Source organism: Propionispira raffinosivorans DSM 20765 (assembly GCF_000381065.1).
Classification (GTDB): Bacteria; Bacillota; Negativicutes; order Selenomonadales; family Selenomonadaceae; genus Propionispira; species Propionispira raffinosivorans.
Map to the genome: position 1 here is coordinate 242,057 of NZ_KB905840.1, position 20,041 is coordinate 262,097.

General features: G+C 36.5%; 23 protein-coding genes. 17 read left to right on the top strand and 6 right to left on the bottom strand.

The genetic code is table 11. The features are described from left to right. Positions 1-40: 40 nt before the first annotated feature. The gene (locus tag F606_RS0102750) at positions 41-655 is read right to left on the bottom strand and encodes a GGDEF domain-containing protein (protein WP_019552337.1); all 615 of its coding nucleotides are present in this window, start codon (positions 653-655) and stop codon (positions 41-43) included. A gap of 30 nt (positions 656-685) precedes the next feature. Then, positions 686-1,789: a cobalamin B12-binding domain-containing protein gene (locus tag F606_RS0102755; protein WP_019552338.1), complete on the bottom strand. Its 1,104-nt coding sequence runs from the start codon at positions 1,787-1,789 to the stop codon at positions 686-688. A gap of 176 nt (positions 1,790-1,965) precedes the next feature. Here F606_RS0102755 and F606_RS0102760 point away from each other — a divergent pair, with 176 nt between their 5' ends. Both F606_RS0102760 and F606_RS0102765 read left to right on the top strand, forming a co-directional pair. Continuing rightward, on the top strand, positions 1,966-2,490 hold the full coding sequence (locus F606_RS0102760; protein ID WP_019552339.1) for a cysteine hydrolase family protein: 525 nt from the start codon (positions 1,966-1,968) through the stop codon (positions 2,488-2,490). Between the two features lie 288 nt (positions 2,491-2,778). Then, positions 2,779-3,264 (top strand): glutathione peroxidase, encoded by a 486-nt coding sequence (locus F606_RS0102765; RefSeq protein ID WP_019552340.1) that lies wholly within the window; start codon positions 2,779-2,781, stop codon positions 3,262-3,264. 144 nt (positions 3,265-3,408) lie between these two features. On the opposite strand, the gene F606_RS0102770 is transcribed toward F606_RS0102765, so the two are convergent. Next, a complete protein-coding gene (locus F606_RS0102770; protein ID WP_019552341.1) occupies positions 3,409-4,269 on the bottom strand; it encodes a LysR family transcriptional regulator in 861 nt (286 codons plus the stop codon). Positions 4,270-4,375: 106 nt separating this feature from the next. Here F606_RS0102770 and F606_RS0102775 point away from each other — a divergent pair, with 106 nt between their 5' ends. Further along, on the top strand, positions 4,376-5,557 hold the full coding sequence (locus F606_RS0102775; RefSeq protein ID WP_154651079.1) for a YbfB/YjiJ family MFS transporter: 1,182 nt from the start codon (positions 4,376-4,378) through the stop codon (positions 5,555-5,557). A gap of 21 nt (positions 5,558-5,578) precedes the next feature. Here the strand turns inward: F606_RS0102775 and nudC are convergent, their stop codons facing one another. The 3 genes from nudC to dmpI form a co-directional block, all read right to left on the bottom strand. Next, positions 5,579-6,424, bottom strand: coding sequence for an NAD(+) diphosphatase (gene nudC, locus F606_RS0102780; protein WP_019552343.1), 846 nt, complete (start codon positions 6,422-6,424; stop codon positions 5,579-5,581). A gap of 20 nt (positions 6,425-6,444) precedes the next feature. Then, the gene (locus F606_RS0102785; RefSeq protein WP_019552344.1) at positions 6,445-6,798 is read right to left on the bottom strand and encodes a winged helix-turn-helix transcriptional regulator; all 354 of its coding nucleotides are present in this window, start codon (positions 6,796-6,798) and stop codon (positions 6,445-6,447) included. 86 nt (positions 6,799-6,884) lie between these two features. Beyond that, positions 6,885-7,079 carry a 4-oxalocrotonate tautomerase DmpI gene (gene dmpI / locus F606_RS0102790; protein ID WP_019552345.1) on the bottom strand — a complete coding sequence of 65 codons (195 nt, stop codon included), beginning with the start codon at positions 7,077-7,079 and terminating at the stop codon, positions 6,885-6,887. Between the two features lie 321 nt (positions 7,080-7,400). Here dmpI and F606_RS22925 point away from each other — a divergent pair, with 321 nt between their 5' ends. From F606_RS22925 to F606_RS0102860, 14 genes are all read left to right on the top strand, one after another. Next, positions 7,401-7,874, top strand: a complete 474-nt coding sequence (locus F606_RS22925) for an HMA2 domain-containing protein (protein WP_019552346.1) — start codon at positions 7,401-7,403, stop codon at positions 7,872-7,874. A gap of 6 nt (positions 7,875-7,880) precedes the next feature. After that, complete coding sequence (locus F606_RS0102800; RefSeq protein WP_019552347.1) at positions 7,881-8,423, top strand: HMA2 domain-containing protein; 543 nt, start codon at positions 7,881-7,883, stop codon at positions 8,421-8,423. After that, positions 8,420-10,552: a heavy metal translocating P-type ATPase gene (locus F606_RS0102805; protein WP_019552348.1), complete on the top strand. Its 2,133-nt coding sequence runs from the start codon at positions 8,420-8,422 to the stop codon at positions 10,550-10,552. The genes F606_RS0102800 and F606_RS0102805 overlap by 4 nt, the downstream gene beginning before the upstream one ends. A gap of 5 nt (positions 10,553-10,557) precedes the next feature. Next, positions 10,558-10,758, top strand: a complete 201-nt coding sequence (locus tag F606_RS0102810) for a hypothetical protein (protein WP_019552349.1) — start codon at positions 10,558-10,560, stop codon at positions 10,756-10,758. A gap of 300 nt (positions 10,759-11,058) precedes the next feature. Beyond that, a complete protein-coding gene (locus tag F606_RS20400) occupies positions 11,059-12,024 on the top strand; it encodes an FAD:protein FMN transferase (RefSeq protein WP_169558416.1) in 966 nt (321 codons plus the stop codon). 15 nt (positions 12,025-12,039) lie between these two features. Then, the gene (locus tag F606_RS20405; protein ID WP_019552351.1) at positions 12,040-12,675 is read left to right on the top strand and encodes a MotA/TolQ/ExbB proton channel family protein; all 636 of its coding nucleotides are present in this window, start codon (positions 12,040-12,042) and stop codon (positions 12,673-12,675) included. After that, a complete protein-coding gene (locus tag F606_RS0102825; RefSeq protein ID WP_019552352.1) occupies positions 12,662-13,075 on the top strand; it encodes an ExbD/TolR family protein in 414 nt (137 codons plus the stop codon). The genes F606_RS20405 and F606_RS0102825 overlap by 14 nt, the downstream gene beginning before the upstream one ends. Positions 13,076-13,080: 5 nt before the next feature. Continuing rightward, positions 13,081-13,734, top strand: a complete 654-nt coding sequence (locus tag F606_RS22135; protein WP_019552353.1) for a TonB family protein — start codon at positions 13,081-13,083, stop codon at positions 13,732-13,734. A 79-nt stretch (positions 13,735-13,813) separates the two neighbouring features. Continuing rightward, positions 13,814-15,001 carry an FTR1 family iron permease gene (locus F606_RS0102835; RefSeq protein WP_019552354.1) on the top strand — a complete coding sequence of 396 codons (1,188 nt, stop codon included), beginning with the start codon at positions 13,814-13,816 and terminating at the stop codon, positions 14,999-15,001. 2 nt (positions 15,002-15,003) lie between these two features. Further along, positions 15,004-15,558 carry an iron transporter gene (locus tag F606_RS0102840; RefSeq protein ID WP_019552355.1) on the top strand — a complete coding sequence of 185 codons (555 nt, stop codon included), beginning with the start codon at positions 15,004-15,006 and terminating at the stop codon, positions 15,556-15,558. Between the two features lie 89 nt (positions 15,559-15,647). After that, positions 15,648-16,907 carry a DUF2318 domain-containing protein gene (locus tag F606_RS0102845; RefSeq protein WP_019552356.1) on the top strand — a complete coding sequence of 420 codons (1,260 nt, stop codon included), beginning with the start codon at positions 15,648-15,650 and terminating at the stop codon, positions 16,905-16,907. A 13-nt stretch (positions 16,908-16,920) separates the two neighbouring features. Next, positions 16,921-18,219, top strand: a complete 1,299-nt coding sequence (locus tag F606_RS0102850; protein ID WP_019552357.1) for an ABC transporter permease — start codon at positions 16,921-16,923, stop codon at positions 18,217-18,219. Between the two features lie 4 nt (positions 18,220-18,223). Beyond that, positions 18,224-19,354, top strand: a complete 1,131-nt coding sequence (locus F606_RS0102855; RefSeq protein WP_019552358.1) for an ABC transporter permease — start codon at positions 18,224-18,226, stop codon at positions 19,352-19,354. A 12-nt stretch (positions 19,355-19,366) separates the two neighbouring features. Beyond that, positions 19,367-20,029 (top strand): ABC transporter ATP-binding protein, encoded by a 663-nt coding sequence (locus tag F606_RS0102860; protein WP_019552359.1) that lies wholly within the window; start codon positions 19,367-19,369, stop codon positions 20,027-20,029. Positions 20,030-20,041: the final 12 nt, after the last annotated feature.

Consider the following 20,041-nt stretch of genomic DNA (forward strand, 5'->3'; position numbering starts at 1 on the left):
TCCAGATATGCGTCCTTTGCTTCGTGGGGTTTTGATCAAATCAACAAATTGTACTTTTGTTTTTTCCCGACTTTTTGGAGTTGTACATCGCATTATCACTACGCGTTAGAATGGAATCTACGGTGTCACCTTTTTTTATTTTTGTTATTCCCCAGCTTAATGTAATGTCTTGAAAGTGATTATTTATTTGGATGTTTGTTAAACTTAGACGGATTTTATTTTCAATTATTTTTGCCTGTTCCGTGTTAAGATCTTCTAATATAATTAAAAACTCTTCTCCACCTAAACGTCCCGCAAAACTGTTTTTTGGTATGGCTTCTTTGATTGTTTTGGAAACGGTAATTAAAACCTGATCACCGCTCGTGTGCCCATAGGTGTCATTCACTTTTTTGAAATAGTCAATATCGCCAAACATAATACAGGTGTCATAAATGGTTGGGGCAATCGTCGTGATGAAATAATTTAATTTATCTTGAATAAATTTGCGAGAAAATAAACCTGTTAAATAATCCGTATTTAACATTTGTGAAAATTTTTTATTCACACAGTTTAATTCATAATTTTTTTGTTCTAATTCTCGATTGCAATTCGCTAATTCATTATTTAATTTTGAAATGATGGCGTAGATGTGTTCGGCTTTCTTAGAATAATGCACAGAGCAGCCTCCTTAGATAATCTTATCTGGTTATAATACCACTGCTTTTTCATTCGTAGCAGTGTTCTTTTTTAGGTTACACCAGTGATTATTGGCTAGATTTAAAAATTCTTCGGCATTTCTTGCAAGATTGTCAGCTTTTAATTTGATCCAAATATCAGGAGCGTAATTAAATATATTTCCGCCAACAATGACTAATGTACTGGGTGGCGTGCGTTTCTTTATAGCCTGAATGATCTCAGATGCATTCGCTAGATTATAGGGCATTGAAATACTGAGTCCGATTATATCAGGTTTTAAACGATCTATTTCTTTTAATAATAAATTTGTTTCCGTATTACTGCCTAAATAATGCACGTCCCAACTATCCGCTTCTAATAAATCGGCGGACATTCTCGCACCGATTTCATGATATTCATTAAAAACTGTAGCTAAAATAGCGGTTCCTTTTTTGTGATCACCCAATACATATTGGCTGTATAATGCTGTCATGATATTTATAACGATTGCAGACGCCAAATGCTCTTGGGCAACACTGATTTTTTGCGTTTCCCACAAATACCCAATATCGTATAAGCAAGCCTGAATTACGGTGAGATAAAAATCTTTTAACGTCTCTTTATCATGTACATATTTTTCGGTTAAATCTAAGGCAGTTGTTTTTTCTCCTGCTAAAATTATTTGTAAAAACTGCTCTTTTACCAGATTATTACTGGATAATAATTGATTTTTCAATAAATTTACATTAGATTCAGCAATTTTTATAAAATTTTTATGGTTTTTTATGAGTGAATCATATACATTTATCAATTCGGTATTATCATTTTTGGAAATGTTTTTCTGAATCGCATATTTCCAAGCTTTAAATTCACATAGGATCGTATTGTAGTTTTTTCCCGTTCTATACCACCAAATAACTAAGTAGGTCAGAAGGTTATAATCTGCATATTGAAAAATATTTGACATATAGTTAAAATGTATTTCTTGGTATAGATAATTCGTAGTTTGTTTACGGTTTAAATATTGTATAGCATCAGTAAGTAGAAATTGTTTTTTTTCTTTAAACAACCATAAGCAATCTAAAGAAATTGGTTTTAAATGAAATAAAAATTTTTTATATTGGCTTGAAAACATATAAAACATCTCCCCATATTTGATGCTTTATTAAACTTACTTTGATTATTAGACAAATATATCGATTTTCCTTTAAAAATAAATGATCGAGTATTATTTTGTCGAATACAGGAGCATTTTGATCAAATTGAAAGAAAAGGGGGTATGTGTTATATTTGATAGATGGAGGAATGAAAATGGTATTACTGGTGATTGATGTACAAAAGTTGATCGTAACGGAGAACCTGTACAAATTTGATTTGTTTGTTTCCAATATCAAAAAATTAATATGTGCAGCCAGAAAAAATAAGATTGAGATAATCTATGTACGCCATGATGATGGTGCAGGCTGTGAGTTGACAAAAGGAACCGATGGATTTGAAATCTACGACGAATTTAAACCATTTTCCCAAGAAAAAATATTTGATAAGTCAGTTAACAGTGCTTTTAGAGATACAGGTTTATTGGATTATTTGAAAAATAAAAATGAAAAAGAAGTAATCGTCGTAGGTCTTCAAACAGATTATTGTATTGATGCAACGGTGAAATGCGGATTTGAACATGGATTTAAAATGACCGTACCAACGTATGCAAATTCAACGGTTGATAATGATTTTATGACTTCGGAACAAAGCTATAAGTACTACAATGAATATATGTGGAACAACAGATATTCTTCTTGTATTTCAATGGATGAAACCATTAACAAAATGGAAAAATAAATTGATTTTTCGTGAACAAACAAACTCTCTAATGGTTTGAATGTAGTATAATTCTTACCAATTTGGAAGATTTTTATTTTTTATGACAAGTATTTTGCTTAACTCGTAGCTGGGCTATAGGCTGATGGGGTCATTAGGGATGAAAAGTTTATGCTTAGAAAACGATAAGATGTTTTATCATTTGCTTAGGCTATATCTTTGCAGAATCGAATTTGTTGCAATAAAAGAGCAACTGGAGCGTCAGTATAATTAGAAGCTAATCTTATATAAATAGGAAGGTGAATCATTATGGAAATTTATGATTTTGAAGTTCCTACTGCGACGGGCAAGATAAAATCGTTAGCTGAATATCAAGGAAAAGTTTTACTGATCGTTAATACGGCGAGCAACTGTGGTTTTACTCCACAATATAAAGAATTAGAAGAACTGTATCAGAAATATAAACAGAGAAATTTTATGGTTTTAGGGTTTCCTTGCAATCAATTTCGCAAACAAGAACCAGGGACGAATGAAGAAATTCAAAAATTTTGTCAAGTCAATTATGGTGTTACTTTCCCTGTATTTGGAAAAATTGATGTGAAGGGTGAAAATGCCCATGCGTTATTTACGTATTTAACCAAGCAGGCTCCCGGCTGGATTGGGGACGCGGTCAAATGGAATTTTACAAAATTTCTGGTAGATTCTCAGGGAAAAGTAAGAAACAGGTATGCTCCGATAACGAGTCCGCATAAATTTGCAGCCGATATAGAAAAAATATTGGATCAATCGATATAATAATCGTTAAAAATGCCATCCAAATTGACAAGCAGTCATTTTGTGATGGCATTTATTATGTTACCACGATAGATGAATATTTTAATATATAAAACGGTTAAGAGTTTTTATATATTAAGTTGGATTTTCTAAAATACGTTATTGTTAGGCACGCATTACATCAATAAAATTAGCCATGTTGATTGGTTGTACGGTATCTTTTCGTTGTATTAGCATTGTTGTACAATTTCGTAGATGAGAGGGTAATTCATAGGCGGTTAGCATACCTGATTGAAGCTTGTCTTCTACAGCAGATTTTGGTAATAGAGATATTCCAATACCAGAAGCTACGCCGCCAATAATAGCTTCTAATGAGCCAAACTCAAAACGTTTTAAAGAAATCAACTTATTTTCGAATAGATATTGTTCCAGCAACGCCCGGTATGAACAGCCAGGACGGAAAACTAATATGACCCTGCTTTTTAAGGCTTTTTCAATGTCTTTTGACGGTTGTCCACCTTCAGAAATCAAGACCATTTCTTCTTTAAAAGCTTCAATTTCAATAATTTCAGGGTGATTAATGGGTGCTGCAACAAAAGCCAGATCGAGATTGTAATTCAAAACTTGATTGATTAAGTATTCAGTCGTTCCGGTTTGAAGTGATAATTCAACATTCTGATATAATGAATGATATTTTTTGAGCAATGAAGGAAGATGAATTGCGGCTGTCGTTTCCATAGAACCAATTCGTAATAGACCGCCCATAGGTTCAGTCGGATTTAACAGAGAATATAATTCATCTAGTACTTGAGTGAGCTTTGCACCCTGTTCTAAAAATATTTTACCTGCAGGGGTGATATGGACACCTTTTGCGTTTCGATAGAATAAGTTCACATTTAGATGTGCTTCTAGTTTTCGGATGCGTGCTGTAACACTAGATTGTGCATAGCCAAGAGTTTCAGCCGCTTTGGTCATAGAACTGTGTAAAGCGACTTCACGAAATACTTTTATATCATCAAAATCCATTTTAAACTCCACTCCAATAGATAAAAACGATTATTGTTATAGAAAACAATCGCTTCTATGAATAACTAATTTATAGTAACATAAAACTATATTCTTTGGCAAGGAGATGAATATAGTGAATAAACAGCGTAGCAAGTCTATTCTTATTGGTGGGATTTGTGCCTTGAGCTTGGCAATGGGGCTTTCTCGATTTGGCTTTACGCCAATTATTCCTCTGATGCAAAGAGATACTGGTATATCTGAATGGGTGATCGCCGTGCTCGCTTCGGTGAACAATTTAGGTTATCTGATTGGAGCATATATTTCAAGAAAACAATGTATTAGAAAGCATTTGCTCCTTTGGTTAGGAATCGGTATAGCTGGCAGTATATTTACGCTGACAGCTATGTCGCTCACGTTAAATGAAATGTTTTGGCTTTTACTTAGGCTGCTGGCGGGATTCTTCAGTGCCATTTTATTTGTTGTTGCCTCAAGTCTTACTTTGGGGCAAGGGCGAAGTGACTGGGCTGGATATCTATATAGTGGCGTTGGTATTGGCATTGCATTGAGCGGTATATTTACTCCTCTGTTTGATAGCGCAGGTGGATGGCAAGCCTCATGGCAGGGATTGGCAGTATGGGGAAGTGCTTTCGGCATTGTGGCATGGCGGACTCTATCAAAGACGCTATGTTTGGCAGCGAAGGAACCAGTAAAAATTCGACATACGAATCATTTTATGAGAGATTATAAGTGGTATGTTCTTCTCGTTGTCTATGGACTGGAGGGGGTTGGCTATATTATCACCGCTACATTTATTGTACAAATGATAAAAGCAATGCCTGAGCTCAGCCATATTGCGAATCAAAGTTGGATATTAATTGGCTTGGCGGCAGTTCCATCCACCCTTCTATGGGCACAACTGGCAAAAAAGACAGATATTAAAGTGAGTTTAATTCTTGCTTTTGCTTTGCAGGCATTGGGGGTTTTACTAACCGTTGCAATACCAAATCAAATTAGTGTCTTGATCGGAGGTGCTTTGTTCGGCGGAACCTTTATGGGAATAACCAGTCTAACGATTACATTAGCAGGCAAGATGAAGCCAGAAAATCAAATGGAGGCTATCGGAGAATTAACTACGGTATATGCTATAGGTCAGATCATCGGTCCGATTGTAGCAGCATATCTTCAAAAAAATGTTAATAGTTTAGCTCCTAGCTTTTTTGCTGTATCGGTTTTAATAGTAGCTTTATTTGCGTTGATGGCACTCAGTTTGAAAGATATTATATTGAAAGACTGCAAAAGTGAATAAATCATGCTTACTTAAAATGATTTATAAAGTTACGGATTTAGTACGAAATGCCTCGATCATTTCACTCGTGAGACTTATTTGTAATAGATCTTCTTGCGGAATATTTTCACGATTTTTCCAAACAGCAAGAGCTAATTCATCTTCTTGAAGCGTTACTTTATCATCACCATCAAGTTCAGCAAAAAAGCCAGCAAGTAAAGTATTAGAAAAAGGCCATGGCTGACTTTTATAATATGTAAGATTTTTTATTTTTAAGCCCACTTCTTCCATAACTTCACGGCGAACCGTTTCTTCGAAACTTTCACCGATTTCGGCAAATCCAGCAATAAGCGCATGGCGTGCATGGTTGCGATTCGCATATTTGGTAAGTAATAAACGATCATCAGTATATACACCAACAATGATGGCTGGGGAAATTGTCGGATAAACTTGAAGACCACAATTTTCGCAGTGAAGCAGACGCTCTTTACTGGATTTTTTCATGAGTTTTCCGCAATGACTACAAAATTTATGTTGTGAATACCATTGGCTTAGTTGATAACCAACAATTCCGGCAAAAGACCGCCAGCATTCAGATTCTGAACGTAATTGTTGGATATTAGCATATGCCCAACCAGAGATATTATTAAGATCGGGATTCTTTACAAGAAAATAATTTGTGCTATCAATCGTGAATAAAAATTGAGCGTTTTCGACAAGATTAGGATAGGTCGATGAAAAGTCAGAAAAACGTGGATAGCACAGATGATCGCTGTTTTCGCGGATCAAAATATTGTTTTTTTCGTAAGTTAGACAAATATCGTTGTTGCTAGCTTGTTTGTTTTCAAATTTATTATTGAAGACTTTGGGCGCTATATCTTGAATCATAACAATCCTCCATAAATATACTATTTTTTTTCTTGTGTTTTGGAGAAATTAAAGACTTCTTTGGACCAGATTCGTGACCATTCACCAAAGGGACGTAATAACTCCATCAGCTCTTTGCCTCTGGTGGTTAATTGGTATCCATCAATGGTACGCTCTATAATATCAGCGGTTCTTAATTCTTTGATACGACTGTTTAAGATTGAAGGAGAAATGGATTCGCATCTTTCCTGAAGTTCTCTGAACGTAGTCGGACCTTTCTGTAAATTCCAGATGATACCCATAGCCCAATTTCTACCTAAAAAATCAAAAAGTGCCATGATTGGAATTCCAGATTTTGAGCCTCGAACCGGCTTACCGGGACACGGAATAGACATATTATTCCTCCTCGGATAAATTAAATTTTTGTGAATAGCCAGCATCTTTTATTATAAAAGATGCTGGCCCTAGAATAATTATTGTATTACTTATTCGCTAATTTTTCAACTAAGGGTTGTCCGGCAATACCAATACTGTCAGGGTCATATTCTTCAATAAAGACAGTAAAAGAACTTGGTTGTGAATTCGTAACTTCAACTGCAGCAGCAGTTAATTTTTCAATTAATAATTTTTTCGTTTCTGGTGTTGTTTTTTTCATTTGCATTGTAATTACTGGCATAAAAACACATCCTTCGTAGATTTTTTTGCATGCATGCTATAGTTATTATAGCATGCTATCTTTTTAGTAGCAATGTTGTTTTTAAAGAATTGCCTATGGAAAGAAAAAGCTATGTGCTGGATGTCCCATTTTTATGGAATGAGTCTTTGATTTATATGTTAAATTTTAGAGGTTTTTTTGGCACACTAGAGAAATAATTTATTTATAATATAGCAATTTTTTCTTTACAACAATGATATACCTATTGTATAATCTTAGCAGATGATAGTGATTATTATTATTATTAAATGATTTGAGCATAAAAATAGGAGATGGTAGTGCATGAAAAATATGGTAATACCTTTATTCAGTTCGTTTACTGGAACTTTAGTTTTGTTATTTTTTAATAAACGCAGCCATGCCTTAATGGGAAGTCTCTTTACTGCTCTTACTTTAGCTCATCTAATGAAACATCGTAAAATCATGCAAAAAAATCTCAGTAAGGAGTGTTTGACATTGAATTTTTTTAATTCATTCAATATACCAACTAGTAAAATGGATGTCATGTTACGTAATGTGAAAATCGTACATTATATTCCTGGAAGGCTTCGGTTGCATTGCCCAAATTTGGTAAATAACGCAGATGTATCTGTATTAATCACGAATCATTTGCAAACAATCAGGGAAATACATGATTTTAAATTAAATATTTTAACCGGTTCTATTTTATTGCAATACGATCCGGCATTAGTTTCTCAAAATTCTGATTTATTAAAGATCCATCAATTATTACTGAAGAATTATTCGAGGAGATGACAATTTATGTCTTATATTTCAGGACTTGCACTTGGATTATCAGCAGGTAAACAAATTCACCAAATGTTATGTACTAAAGAAAAAGAACCAGTTTTGCAGCTTGCTCATGCGATTGATGGCAGACGTCGGTATTATTACAAAAAATTAGTTCAAAATCCAATACTCGCGGCAAAAATAACGAAACGATTGTTAATGATTCAGGGGATTCTATCGGTAAAATGTAATCCTGTAACTGGAAGTATTTTGTTGACTTTTACATGTAATGACAAGGCTGTAGCGGTTCATTTACAAAATGCACTCTATGTTTCTACCCTTCCAGATGCAACTGCACCGTATGCTCATTATCGAATGCGCCTTATGGACTATATCAAAAAAATAAATGAGAAAATTCGTCAGACAACACAACAAAAATATGATTTACCAACCATGATTTCCATGGTTTTATTAATGAATGGATTAAAAAAAATATTTCTCCTTGGGCAAAGACCAAGTGGACCGCAGTTAGTCTGGTGGGCGTTATCACTGCTTAGAGGTGGTAGTTTGCGATGAAAAACGATTATATTGATTGCAGTATAGCAAACAAGATTGATCGATCAAAGCAAGCTTTATTTGCAGCAAAAATTCGAACTTTGCCTATGGTTTTAGCCGTTGTATTTACCCATTCAAACTTGCTGAGAATTTATTACAAAAAGTCGAGTCAAAAAAATATACAGAAATGCATCATAGAACATGTGAAAACTGTATATTCACAAAATCATTCTTCAAAAAATGCAGTTGTGGAAGAACACATGTCTTTTTCAGAGTACCGTCGGGATGCACTTATTTCATTATCCGGGTTTGCTGTGATGCAAATTTTGCAAAAAACAGCACCTGCAACATTTTTAGCCATGCATGTTGCCCGAAAAGTATTTGTGCTTTTTATCGCTCGTAAACTTATCACGAGTGGATTAAAAAGCATTGTTTATGAACGACAGCCAAATGCTGATACCTTGACCAGTACAGCCGTTATATCGTCAATCTTAGCTGGAAAACCAGAATCAAGTTTGACGTTACTGGCTTTATCTAATTTTGCTGAGATGCTTACTATGTTCGCCGCAGATAAAGCGAGAAAACATATTTCTTCGCTTTTATCTTTAGATCAGCAATATGTTTGGAAAATTGAAGAAAATGGACACGAAAGAAAAATTCGTATTGAGCAAATCGAGCCTGGTGATAAAATAGCAGTTCATCTCGGTGAGAAAATCTGTGTTGATGGTAAAGTAATTGATGGCTATGCGTCGGTTGATCAAGCTTCAATTACGGGTGAATCAATTCCTGTAGAAAAACATGTGAACGCTACAGTTTATGCGGGTACAGTTATTCAGGGTGGACATCTCGAAATTCTTGTCGAAAAAGTAGGAGATGATACATCTTTAGCTCGTATTGTTCATATGGTAGAAGATGCACAAACGAGGCGAGCTCCAGTGCAAAATTTTGCCGATCGTATGGCCAACATGTTAGTTCCAATTTCATTTTTATCAGCAGCGGTTGTTTATGGTGCAACAAGAGATTGGCAGCGTGTATTAAATATGCTTTTTATTGATTTTTCTTGTGGCTTAAAACTTTCTACGGCTACAGCTATTTCAGCTGCAATTGGTAAAGCTGCTAAACGCGGTATACTGATTAAAGGTGGAAACTATATTGAAACTTTAGCTGGAATTGATACCATCGTATTAGATAAAACTGGTACGATCACGATTGGACAGCCACAGATAACAGCAATTAATAAGCTCGACCACATTAGTGAAAAGGAAATCGTGCTTTTAGCAGCTTCAGCAGAAATGCATTCTGCACATCCATTGGCGATCGCTATTCAACAATATGTAGAAAAACAAGGCTGGGAAACGCCAGACCATCTTTCATCGGAAACCATTATCGCTCGCGGGATGTTAGCACAGGTTCCTAACCAGATCGAATTTTCTGGTGGAACTATTTTAGTGGGTAGTTTAAAATTCATGAAAGAGGAAAATGTTACAGGACTGGATACTTTTACTTATATTGAATCGACACCGGGATTAAATGTGTTATATATTGCACGCGATGGCATATTACTTGGCTTGCTCACTATTCATGATCCAATTCGGCCAGCCTTTAAAAAGGCGATTAATCAATTGCGTCGTCAAGGAATTGATGAAGTCGTGATGATTACAGGCGATTCGCAAGTTGTGGCAGAACATGTTGCCTCGGCGATGGATATTGATGAATACTATGCAGAAGCATTGCCAGCCGATAAAGCAAATATTGTGAGCAAACTGCAGCATCGTGGACATGTATTAATGGTCGGTGATGGCATTAATGATGCGCCAGCTCTTGCTTTTGCGGACATTGGAGTTGCTATGGGCGGAAGACGAACTGATATCGCTGTGGAATCATCGGATGTAACGATAAATTCAGAGGATCCACTAAAACTTCCAGAAGTGGTTGAACTTGGACAACAAACGATGCAGTTAATTCGACAGAATTTTACAGCTACTATTACCATTAATACCATTGCAATGCTCTTAGGAGCTCTTGGCAGAATTACTCCTCTTGTTGCGGCGATTGTACATAATGCTGCCACGATTGGCGTGGTTATAAACAGCTCGAGGATTTTAATGCCAGAGAAAAATATATATCAAAGATCGTACCGAAGGAGGTGATTTTCATGTTTTCAAAATCTGATTTTTGGATTGGTTTAGCAGTTGGTGCTGTTGCTGGAGTATTTGGTTACAAATTGCTTGAGCAGCAGCAACAACAAGTGGCTGCATTACCACAAGGTCCAGCTGCAATTTCTTTAGCAGAATTACAGCGTCAAAAAGAAGAATTAGAAGATCTCATTGCAGCGCAAGAAGCTGCGGAGAAATAAATATCTTATCAAAGGAATAGTAACTACTTTAAGAAAAAGGTACTCTATAGAAGATACACGAAAAAAGTATCGCCTATAGGGTACCTTTTTTATATATATTATTAGCAATGCGGGTATAATATCATTTTTAGATAAAATCAACATGAAAATGTTATTATCTTGATACTTAAAAATTAGGAAATAGCACATTCGATTAAATTTATAAAAAATATATAAATGCATTGACAAAAAATGTATAGTGATATGTTATTAGTGAACATGATAATCAATATCGTTAGAAGGGATCAAAAGAGGATGGTTGTGAGTGCGGAAACTTATAGTGAACGAAGATTTATGATGAATACTGTAATAGAATTACAGCTATATGAACCGGTAGTAAAAGAAACCATTGAAAAAATTTTTGCGGTATTTAAAAGAATCGATTGGCTTTGTAATCGTTTTGATTCTCATAGCCAAGTTTATCAAATCAATGCAATGGCGGGCAAACATGGTGTAGCTGTAAGTGCTGATGTTTTGAAGATATTGAGGTTGTCAAAATGTTTGTCAGACTTTATGCAGGGCGCCTTTGATATAACGATTGGCGCAGTTACGGATTTATGGGGGATCGGTCATAATGGTAAATTTGTACCATCAAAACAAGCTCTGAAAAAAATATTACCGCTCATAAATTATAAAATGATGGAAATGGGAACGCAGAGTGTTTTTTTGCCTTATTCAGGAATGAAGATTGATTTAGGTGGAATTGCTAAAGAATATGCGTTACATCTTGCGGCCGAAGTTGCTTTTCAAAATGGAGTTACAAGGGGACTTATAAGTGCTGGTGGTGATCTTTGCACGATCGGAGAAAAACCAAATGATGAAACATGGTGTATTGGTATACAGCATCCAAGACGAAAAAACACCATTATCGGCAAGGTCTTTTTACATAATTGGAATACCGTCGAGACATCAGGAGATTATCGGCGCTACATAAAAGTTAATGGGAATTATTATACACATGTATTTGATCCGACAAAAGGAATGTCGACAACAGATTTAACGAGTGTTTCCTTAATATATCGGCGAAATGGCACAGCCATTCCTATTACAGGTTCAGGTATTATGGTATTAGGATTAGAAAAAAGTTTGCAGCTTTTACGCACAATACCACAGGTAGAGGCAATCTTTATTATGAAAAATCAAGAGATTATAATAACCTCTGGCTTAAAAAAATATGTAGTTTTTCCATTAATAGAAGAAAGCAATACAATATTAAAATTTATATAAGGAGTAAATAGTAGAATGAATAGTTTGGATTTTTTTCAAAAAGGTGGACCGGTAATGTATATTTTGTTTCTTTGCTCATTAACGGTTATTGCAATCTCTATTGACCGATTTATCTATTATCGACAAGCGGTAAAAGATAAATCAGAATTTCAAACCGGTTTAGAAAAGATCTTATTACAAAAAACTGTGCCGGAAGCTATTGCTTTTTGCAAAAACTTTTCGAATGCTTTCAGTTTTGTAGCTATGGCTGGGCTGAAGGCATATAAAAAGGGCAATGATGTAGAACAGGCATTGGATAGTACATATTCTATGGCGGCGATGAAGTTGAGAGAACGCATCAATTATTTGTCTGTAGTTGTTACACTGGCTCCCTTACTTGGTCTTTTAGGAACAATTTTTGGCATGATTCAATCGTTTAGCATATTCAATGTGCAAGCCGGACAGCCTTTAGCAATTACCGGTGGAATAGGAGAAGCTTTAATTGCTACAGCAACAGGACTTTGTGTAGCGGTTTTGTCATTATTGGCACATACATATTATTCACAGCGCTTGGATACGATTCTTACCGATTTAGAGCAAACATATACTATTGTTTTAAATTGTGTGCCAAAGCAAACCATGCCTGGAGGCTCAATTCATGAAACGACGTGATTTTCGGATTAAAAAAGATCCGCAGCTAATGATAATACCAATGATCGATATTATGTTTTTCTTATTAGTGTTTTTTATGATGAGTACGTTATACATGGTACAATTAAATACTATTTCAGTTAATTTACCACAGGCTGCTGCGGCGGCAAAGGAAAACAAACCAGATTTAGTGGCTATTACAGCTATGGAAGATGGAACAATTTTATATGATAAAGAGTTAGTTTCTATGGCTGATTTAAAGGAACATATACAAAGTTCATTAGCGAAAAATGGCGATACAGTTTTTGTTTTACGGGGCGATAAAAAAGTCGAGTATGAAAATATTGTTACCGCATTGGATTCATTAAAACTTGCAGGAGCTCGCCGGATTTCTATCGCTACGGAACTGAAGGTGAGGTAAAAATCATGCAATATCCAAGGCATTGGCGAATGGCATTTTGTGCAGCATTTTTTTTTCATCTACTTATTTGGCTGACAGGGAGTTTTTTACTACCTCATTTACAGGCAGCAGCCGTACCTGCTACAGGAACTGCCTTGGAATGGACTCAAGTCGACGATGAAGAAGCTAGTTCATTCAAACAAATATCGCAGACAGAAGTTATGGAACAAGCAGCACCACCTGCTGAAAAAGTTACAGAATCAAGGTTGCCAGATCAAACACAAATTTTAGCTGAGGATGATGTGGATACGGCACAACTTGTTGCACAATTAACAGAAAACCTACAAAATGGTAAACCTATACAAACTGATATTATTGTCAATGGAAAAGGAAAACAACGTGATATGGGAACAGCACCGGTTGTTATTACAGACTATTATCCACCGTTGTCAGATCAGGTTGGGTTTAGAGGAAAAGTTTCGTTGTTTGTAGAGATTCTTGATAGCGGTATGGTGGGGAAAGTGAAGGTAGCGGTTTCGTCGGGAAAAAATTCTATTGATGATATTGCAGTGAATGCAGCGAAAAAATGGCGCTTTAAACCGGCATTGGATCATGAGGGAAAACCAATGCCCTGCACAAAAATAATGGTTATTCCATTTAATATGCCATTGAGAAAATAAAGATATGGCGTTATAGGTCGCTTATTTTTTTTCATACAACAATGATAATGAGTATTAATATTAATTATGAGGTGAATGCATGTTTAAAAAATTGTGTATCCTTGCGGCAGTTTTTTTCTTGATGGGGAGTAATGCTTTCGCTTTGGCAGCACCAAAGTGGGATCAGGTCGCCAGTCATATTGCTCAAGAAATGCAGCGATCATTTGAAATTTATAGCAGTGGCGATGTAGATGGAGCCAAGAAAAATATCGACGATGTATATTATGGAATTTATGAAAAAGATGGATTAGAAATGACTGTGAGAAATACGGTCGCCAGTAAAAATGCAAATTTGACAGAGTATCAATTTAGTAAAATCAAAAAATTGATGACGAACCAAGCTCCTCCAGATCAGGTGAAACAGGAAATCAGTATATTGATGCAAATGATTCAGTCTGATGTGGGGAAATTGCAAGGAGTTAATTCAGGTCATGGTGGGTGGGCGTCTTTTTGGCCAGCATTTTTGATTCTCGTACGGGAAGGTGTGGAAGCAATTCTGGTAATTGCGGCGATTCTTGCCTATTTGACGAAATCGGGCAATGCTGCAAAAGTAAGCATTGTGTATAATTATTCGCTTGCAGCTATTTTGGCCAGCTTTGTGACAGCGTTTGTTTTCCATATTTTTACACAGTCAAGTGGAGCTGGTGCCAATCAGGAAATTATGGAAGGCGCTACGATGTTAGTTGCTGTCATAGTCTTACTGTCCGTCAGTTATTGGATGGGAGGCAAGGCAAACACACAAGCTTGGTCAAATTATATTGAAACGAAAGTAGAAACTTCTTTGAGTACTAAAAACACGATTGCTTTAGGATTGACAGCTTTTTTAGCGGTATATCGAGAAGGTGCAGAAGTCGTTCTGTTTTATCAGGCTTTATTTAATGGAGCTGGTGATGATGTACAGATGATTTGGCTTGGATTTGCGGCAGGCTGTTTAGCGTTGGCTATTATTTTTCTTTTGATTCGATATGGAACTTTAAAAATTCCATTACAGCCTTTTTTTGTTGGAACCAGTGTTTTTATGTATGTTTTAGCAGTAAGCTTTGCTGGCAGCGGGGTAAAAGAATTACAAGAAGGAGGTATTATTGGTTCAACGCAACTGGAGGGTTTTCCAAGTATAGATTTTTTGGGACTTTATCCTAGTATGGAAACGTTGGTACCACAAATTATTTTAATTGCTGCTGCTGTAATCAGCATTGTATATAAAAAAATAAAATTAAAAGGAGTTTAAACATGATGAATTTTAAAATTTTATCTATGGCATTCGCGGTCTTATTTACGATGTTTGTTTCTGGAGGAAGTAGTTATGCTGCGGGGTTTCAAGAATATCCAATCGGGGATGAGCAGGAAAGCAGTACGAATCATTTTAAAGTTGCTGTCGTTTATTTCCAACCAGTCCCAATGGCTCCATCTGGAATGACGCTGGAACCGGATAAAGCAGATATCCATTTAGAAACAGATATTCATGCCACTGAAGGCAATGATACCGGTTTTGGTGTGGGCGAATGGGTACCTTATTTAATGATTCATTACACCTTAACTAAACAAGGAACTGGTGAAGTCATTGAAGGTAATTTAATGCCGATGAATGCAAGTGATGGGCCTCATTATGGGGCCAATGTTAAAATGCTTGGTGCCGGTACATATGATGTAGCCTTTAGCATTGACAGTCCAGTTCGTATGAATTTTGGTGTTCATACGGATAAAGAAACAGGCGTGGATGGGCGCTTTTGGGAAAAACCAGTTATGATGCATTGGACATTTAATTACGTTCCTAGACATTGGTAATATAAAAAAGCAAAGCGGCCGGGAATTTTCCTGACCGCTTTGTCTTTACTTTGTGTGAAAAATATTTAAAGTTGTGAAAGGATAAGCCTATGTTGCAAATGATATTACAAAATCTTGTTCCAGCAATGGAATTGGCAGTGACATTAATCGTTCCTTTGGCTATTTTGCTTGCACTTCTTATGCGCATGCAACCTGAAGCGTATAAAAAGATTTTTTTTCGAGGCATTAGCTGGGGTTTTTGGGGATCATTTTTTATTATACTTGTAAAAATAGGAACCAAAAATGCCGTTAGTCGAGAAGTGTTTGAAAGTTTAACGAGTTTTTTGGCACTATTTGCTGAAGTGGCTGTGTTATGGCCTTTTTATTTTAGTAAAAGCATAGAAAAAACGCTACAGAAAAGTTTTAAAATTGCCTTATATACGATGATTATAACCTTAACTTTATATCATGGCATGGAAATTTTGCTAATTCCGGTTAGTGTTTTTGTTTCCGCAGTTGATGTGATATGGAGTATGACAGTTTTATGGAAAATGATCGGGTTTTTAGTAGGATTGCTGCTTGCTGGTATAAGCGGGGTGATTATTTTTCGTGCGGCAGCGGCGCTGAATTATCGGCGCCTTTTATTTGTCTTTACAGTTCAGATTATAACGATTATTTTTCAGCAAGTGATTTTTTTAATACAGGTCATGATGGCACGGAGCATCTTGCCAGGAGAATATTTAATGTCTGGTATGGCGGTTTTAATTGACCATCAATCATGGTTTATATTTATTGTTTTTGCGGTTACTTTTATTTTACCGATTACATTGTTTTTACAAAAGAGACCGCAACGACCTAAGGAAGCCAATCCAGCACAATATAGACGTATACGAAGTGTTGCTAAAAGAAAATTGCGTTGGGGAATGGGAACGATTCTTTGTTTATGCCTTATGTTATTTGTTTCTACAGAGGGAAGTATGTATGTAAATAAGACAGAAGAACTTGTTCCGGCCGTAGCTGTTACAGCTTTAGATGGAAATATCCAAATTCCTCTGGAGCAAGTGAATGATGGGCATCTACATCGTTATGTTTACAAAGCTTCTACGGGAGAATTGGTGCGGTTTATTATTATCCAGAAAGGCGGATCTGCTTATGGCGTAGGTTTGGATGCTTGTGAAATTTGCGGGCCTACGGGATATTTGGAGCGTGATGGACAAGTTGTCTGTCGACTTTGTGATGTGGTGATGAATAAAGCCACAATCGGGATGAAGGGTGGTTGTAATCCGATACCCATTGCTTATAAAGTTATGCAGGGTAATGTCATGGTAGAGCAAAGCGGCTTAGAAACGGAAAAAAGTCGATTTAAATGAGGAGGCGATATGAATGTTTTGGCAAATGGTAAAGGGGGCAATGCTCAGACAATCCCGCAAGATGCTAATGGTTGCTCTTACGGTCGCATTAGGAGTTTCTTTGACAACAGCTATGCTCAATGTCATGTTAGATGTTGGAGATAAAGTGAACCAAGAACTAAAAGCCTATGGTGCCAATATTAGCGTAACACCAAAAAATAGTTCTGTGCTCAAAGATGTATACGGACTGGATAGTACCGTGGCACATAAAGAGTATTTGCAAGAAAGTGATGTAGGTAAGCTTAAAACAATTTTTTGGACAAATAATATTGTAGCATTTGCTCCTTCGTTGGAAATGAAATTGAATCTGGTGAAAGATCATGATCTAATGGAAGAGCCAATAACCGTCATTGGTTCGTGGTTTGATTATACATTGTCTTTGCCAACGGGAGATACTATGCAAACGGGGTTGAAGTATTTAAAATCATGGTGGACGATTGATGGTGAATGGGTTCAAGATACCGATTTGAATTCTATTATGTTAGGAAAACGGTTGGCGGATCGTATGGGCATAAATAGTGGAGACACGATTACATATACGCTGCCAAGTGGGGCGGGGCACGCTCATCTTACCGTTGTAGGCATTTTTAATGGTGGTGGACAAGAAGATAATGAAGCATTTGTTCCTTTGGCATTTATTCGAAAAATGGCGAGTTTATCAGATAAAATTGATAAAATTGAAGTCAGTGCTATCACGACCCCCGAAAATGATTTGGCCCGAAAAGCAGCCGCAAATCCAAAAAACTTGTCGATGAAGGAATGGGAGACATGGTATTGTACATCTTACGTGAGTTCTATTGCTTTCCAAATCGAGGAAGTCGTGCAAAATTCGATAGCAAAACCGGTACGACAAGTTGCTGAATCAGAAGGGAAAATTCTGCAAAAGACACAAATGTTGATGCTTTTAATTACAGCTTTGAGCCTTTTGAGTTCAGCTCTAGGAATTTCCAATTTAGTGAGTGCAAATATTATGGAGCGTAGTAAAGAATTAGGCTTGCTTAAAGCTTTGGGGGCGTCCAATCAAGCAGTTGTTTTTCTGATACTTACGGAAATTTTTATTACAGGCTTTATTGGTGGTATAGGTGGTTACTTTTTAGGTCTTGGTTTCGCTAAAATTATAGGTCAGACAGTATTTGGTTCAGCAATTGCCATTAATTTTATGGTGATCCCTTGGGTTATCATATTGATGGTTTTAGTTATTTTAATAGGAAGTTTGCCTGCGATACGCATGCTTTTATCCTTGCGTCCAGCGGCAGTACTTCATGGGAGGTGATAAGATGCGAAATTATAAAATGTTTTTTAAGATGATTATCCATGCACTTTTGCGGCGGCGTTCAAGAATGTTGATTGCTTTGTTGGCTGTTGCTATCGGAGCTACAATTATTTCGGGACTGGTTACCGTGTATTATGATGTACCAAAACAGATGGGGAGAGAATTTCGTTCATATGGTGCGAATATGGTATTAGTTCCCAATGGTGAAAATGTATGGATTAATCAAACGGATCTGAAAGCGGTTCGAAAGGTATTTTTGCCAGAACAACTAGTGGGCGTGGCTCCTTTTTTATATGAACGCATTAAATTAAATGAACAACCTATTTTAGCGGCTGGTACGGATTTTACGGAAATTCAAAAAGTAAGTCCGTATTGGCAGATTACTGGACAATGGCCGAAGGCAGGAACGTCGGAGATTTTGGTTGGAGCTGACATTGCGGAACAGCTAAACGTTACCCCGGGTCAGACACTGATCTTATCAGGTGGCAGCGATCAGAGCGAAAGAAAAGTTATAGTAGCAGGAGTTGTCCGGACTGGAGGCAAAGAAGAGCAGTTTGTTTTTATGAATTTAGATTTGATGCAAAGCATAGTGCAGAAAGATGGGCAATTGAGTTTAGTTCAAGTAAGTGTAGTCGCTGATAAAGCTGAACTGAGTACATTGATAGATGAAATCAGTAACAAATATCCGACTATTTCACCGCAATTGGTTCAACAAGTAGCTCATTCTGAACAAACAGTTTTGCAAAAATTACAGGCATTGGTCTTTTTGGTAACGATTGTAGTTCTCTTATTGACTTTGATTTGTGTGGCAACAACGATGATGGCTGTTGTAACAGAGCGCAGAAAAGAAATAGGCTTGAAAAAAGCGTTAGGTGCAGATAATAAAAGTATTATTTTTGACTTTCTCGGTGAAGGCTGTGTTTTAGGGGCTTTGGGAGGATTATTAGGCATGGGATTGGGGTTTGCATTTGCGCAGGTAGTCAGTGTAGAAGTCTTTGGTCGAACCATTGAGTTTTCATGGTTGATTGCAATTTTTTCTGTACTTTTATCTATTGTCGTTACAGGAGCAGCATCATTAATTCCTGTTAAGATCGCGACAAGTGTCGAACCCGCCATAGTTTTGCGCGGTGAATAAGGAGGAGATTATATGAGTTTATTAGAATTGAAAAATGTTTCGATGGTCTACGGAAAGGTAAAAGCCCTGCAAAATATTGATTTGGTTGTAGAACAGGGGGCCTGGCTAGCTTTAATGGGACCATCTGGGTCGGGGAAAACGACACTAATGAATATTATTGGTTGTATGGATAAGGCCACATCTGGTTCAATTTTTCTTGACGGTATAGATCTATCAGGAGTCACGAAGCATGAACTTACAGAATTGCGTCGGGACAAAATTGGATTGGTTTTTCAACAATTTCATTTGATACCCTATTTGACCGCTGTTGAAAATATCATGATTGCGCAATATTATCATAGTATGCCAGATGAAAAAGAAGCGATGGAAGCTTTGGCGCGTGTTGGATTAAAAGAGCGTGCCTTACATTTGCCAAGTCAGCTTTCAGGTGGGGAACAGCAACGTGTCTGTATCGCTAGAGCGTTGATAAATTATCCAATGTTGATTTTAGCAGATGAACCTACTGGAAATTTAGATGAAGCAAATGAAGAAATTGTCATGAATTTATTTCGGGAATTACACGCTGAAGGTCATACCATTTTAACAGTTACACATGATCCACAGGTAGGTGAACAAGCGGAAAAATGTATTGTGATAGAACATGGTCGCATTGCCGAATCAAAACAAAATAGATAAAGGATGATCATA

Bases quoted from the DNA above. Each gene is read 5' to 3' on its own strand.
- F606_RS0102755 (WP_019552338.1), bottom strand. From the start codon at position 1,789: ATGTTTTCAAGCCAATATAAAAAATTTTTATTTCATTTAAAACCAATT.
- F606_RS0102760 (WP_019552339.1), top strand. From the start codon at position 1,966: ATGGTATTACTGGTGATTGATGTACAAAAGTTGATCGTAACGGAGAAC.
- F606_RS0102765 (WP_019552340.1), top strand. From the start codon at position 2,779: ATGGAAATTTATGATTTTGAAGTTCCTACTGCGACGGGCAAGATAAAA.
- F606_RS0102770 (WP_019552341.1), bottom strand. From the start codon at position 4,269: ATGGATTTTGATGATATAAAAGTATTTCGTGAAGTCGCTTTACACAGT.
- F606_RS0102775 (WP_154651079.1), top strand. From the start codon at position 4,376: ATGAATATAGTGAATAAACAGCGTAGCAAGTCTATTCTTATTGGTGGG.
- nudC (WP_019552343.1), bottom strand. From the start codon at position 6,424: ATGATTCAAGATATAGCGCCCAAAGTCTTCAATAATAAATTTGAAAAC.
- F606_RS0102785 (WP_019552344.1), bottom strand. From the start codon at position 6,798: ATGTCTATTCCGTGTCCCGGTAAGCCGGTTCGAGGCTCAAAATCTGGA.
- dmpI (WP_019552345.1), bottom strand. From the start codon at position 7,079: ATGCCAGTAATTACAATGCAAATGAAAAAAACAACACCAGAAACGAAA.
- F606_RS22925 (WP_019552346.1), top strand. From the start codon at position 7,401: ATGAAAAATATGGTAATACCTTTATTCAGTTCGTTTACTGGAACTTTA.
- F606_RS0102800 (WP_019552347.1), top strand. From the start codon at position 7,881: ATGTCTTATATTTCAGGACTTGCACTTGGATTATCAGCAGGTAAACAA.
- F606_RS0102805 (WP_019552348.1), top strand. From the start codon at position 8,420: ATGAAAAACGATTATATTGATTGCAGTATAGCAAACAAGATTGATCGA.
- F606_RS0102810 (WP_019552349.1), top strand. From the start codon at position 10,558: ATGTTTTCAAAATCTGATTTTTGGATTGGTTTAGCAGTTGGTGCTGTT.
- F606_RS20405 (WP_019552351.1), top strand. From the start codon at position 12,040: ATGAATAGTTTGGATTTTTTTCAAAAAGGTGGACCGGTAATGTATATT.
- F606_RS0102825 (WP_019552352.1), top strand. From the start codon at position 12,662: ATGAAACGACGTGATTTTCGGATTAAAAAAGATCCGCAGCTAATGATA.
- F606_RS22135 (WP_019552353.1), top strand. From the start codon at position 13,081: ATGCAATATCCAAGGCATTGGCGAATGGCATTTTGTGCAGCATTTTTT.
- F606_RS0102835 (WP_019552354.1), top strand. From the start codon at position 13,814: ATGTTTAAAAAATTGTGTATCCTTGCGGCAGTTTTTTTCTTGATGGGG.
- F606_RS0102840 (WP_019552355.1), top strand. From the start codon at position 15,004: ATGATGAATTTTAAAATTTTATCTATGGCATTCGCGGTCTTATTTACG.
- F606_RS0102845 (WP_019552356.1), top strand. From the start codon at position 15,648: ATGTTGCAAATGATATTACAAAATCTTGTTCCAGCAATGGAATTGGCA.
- F606_RS0102850 (WP_019552357.1), top strand. From the start codon at position 16,921: ATGTTTTGGCAAATGGTAAAGGGGGCAATGCTCAGACAATCCCGCAAG.
- F606_RS0102855 (WP_019552358.1), top strand. From the start codon at position 18,224: ATGCGAAATTATAAAATGTTTTTTAAGATGATTATCCATGCACTTTTG.
- F606_RS0102860 (WP_019552359.1), top strand. From the start codon at position 19,367: ATGAGTTTATTAGAATTGAAAAATGTTTCGATGGTCTACGGAAAGGTA.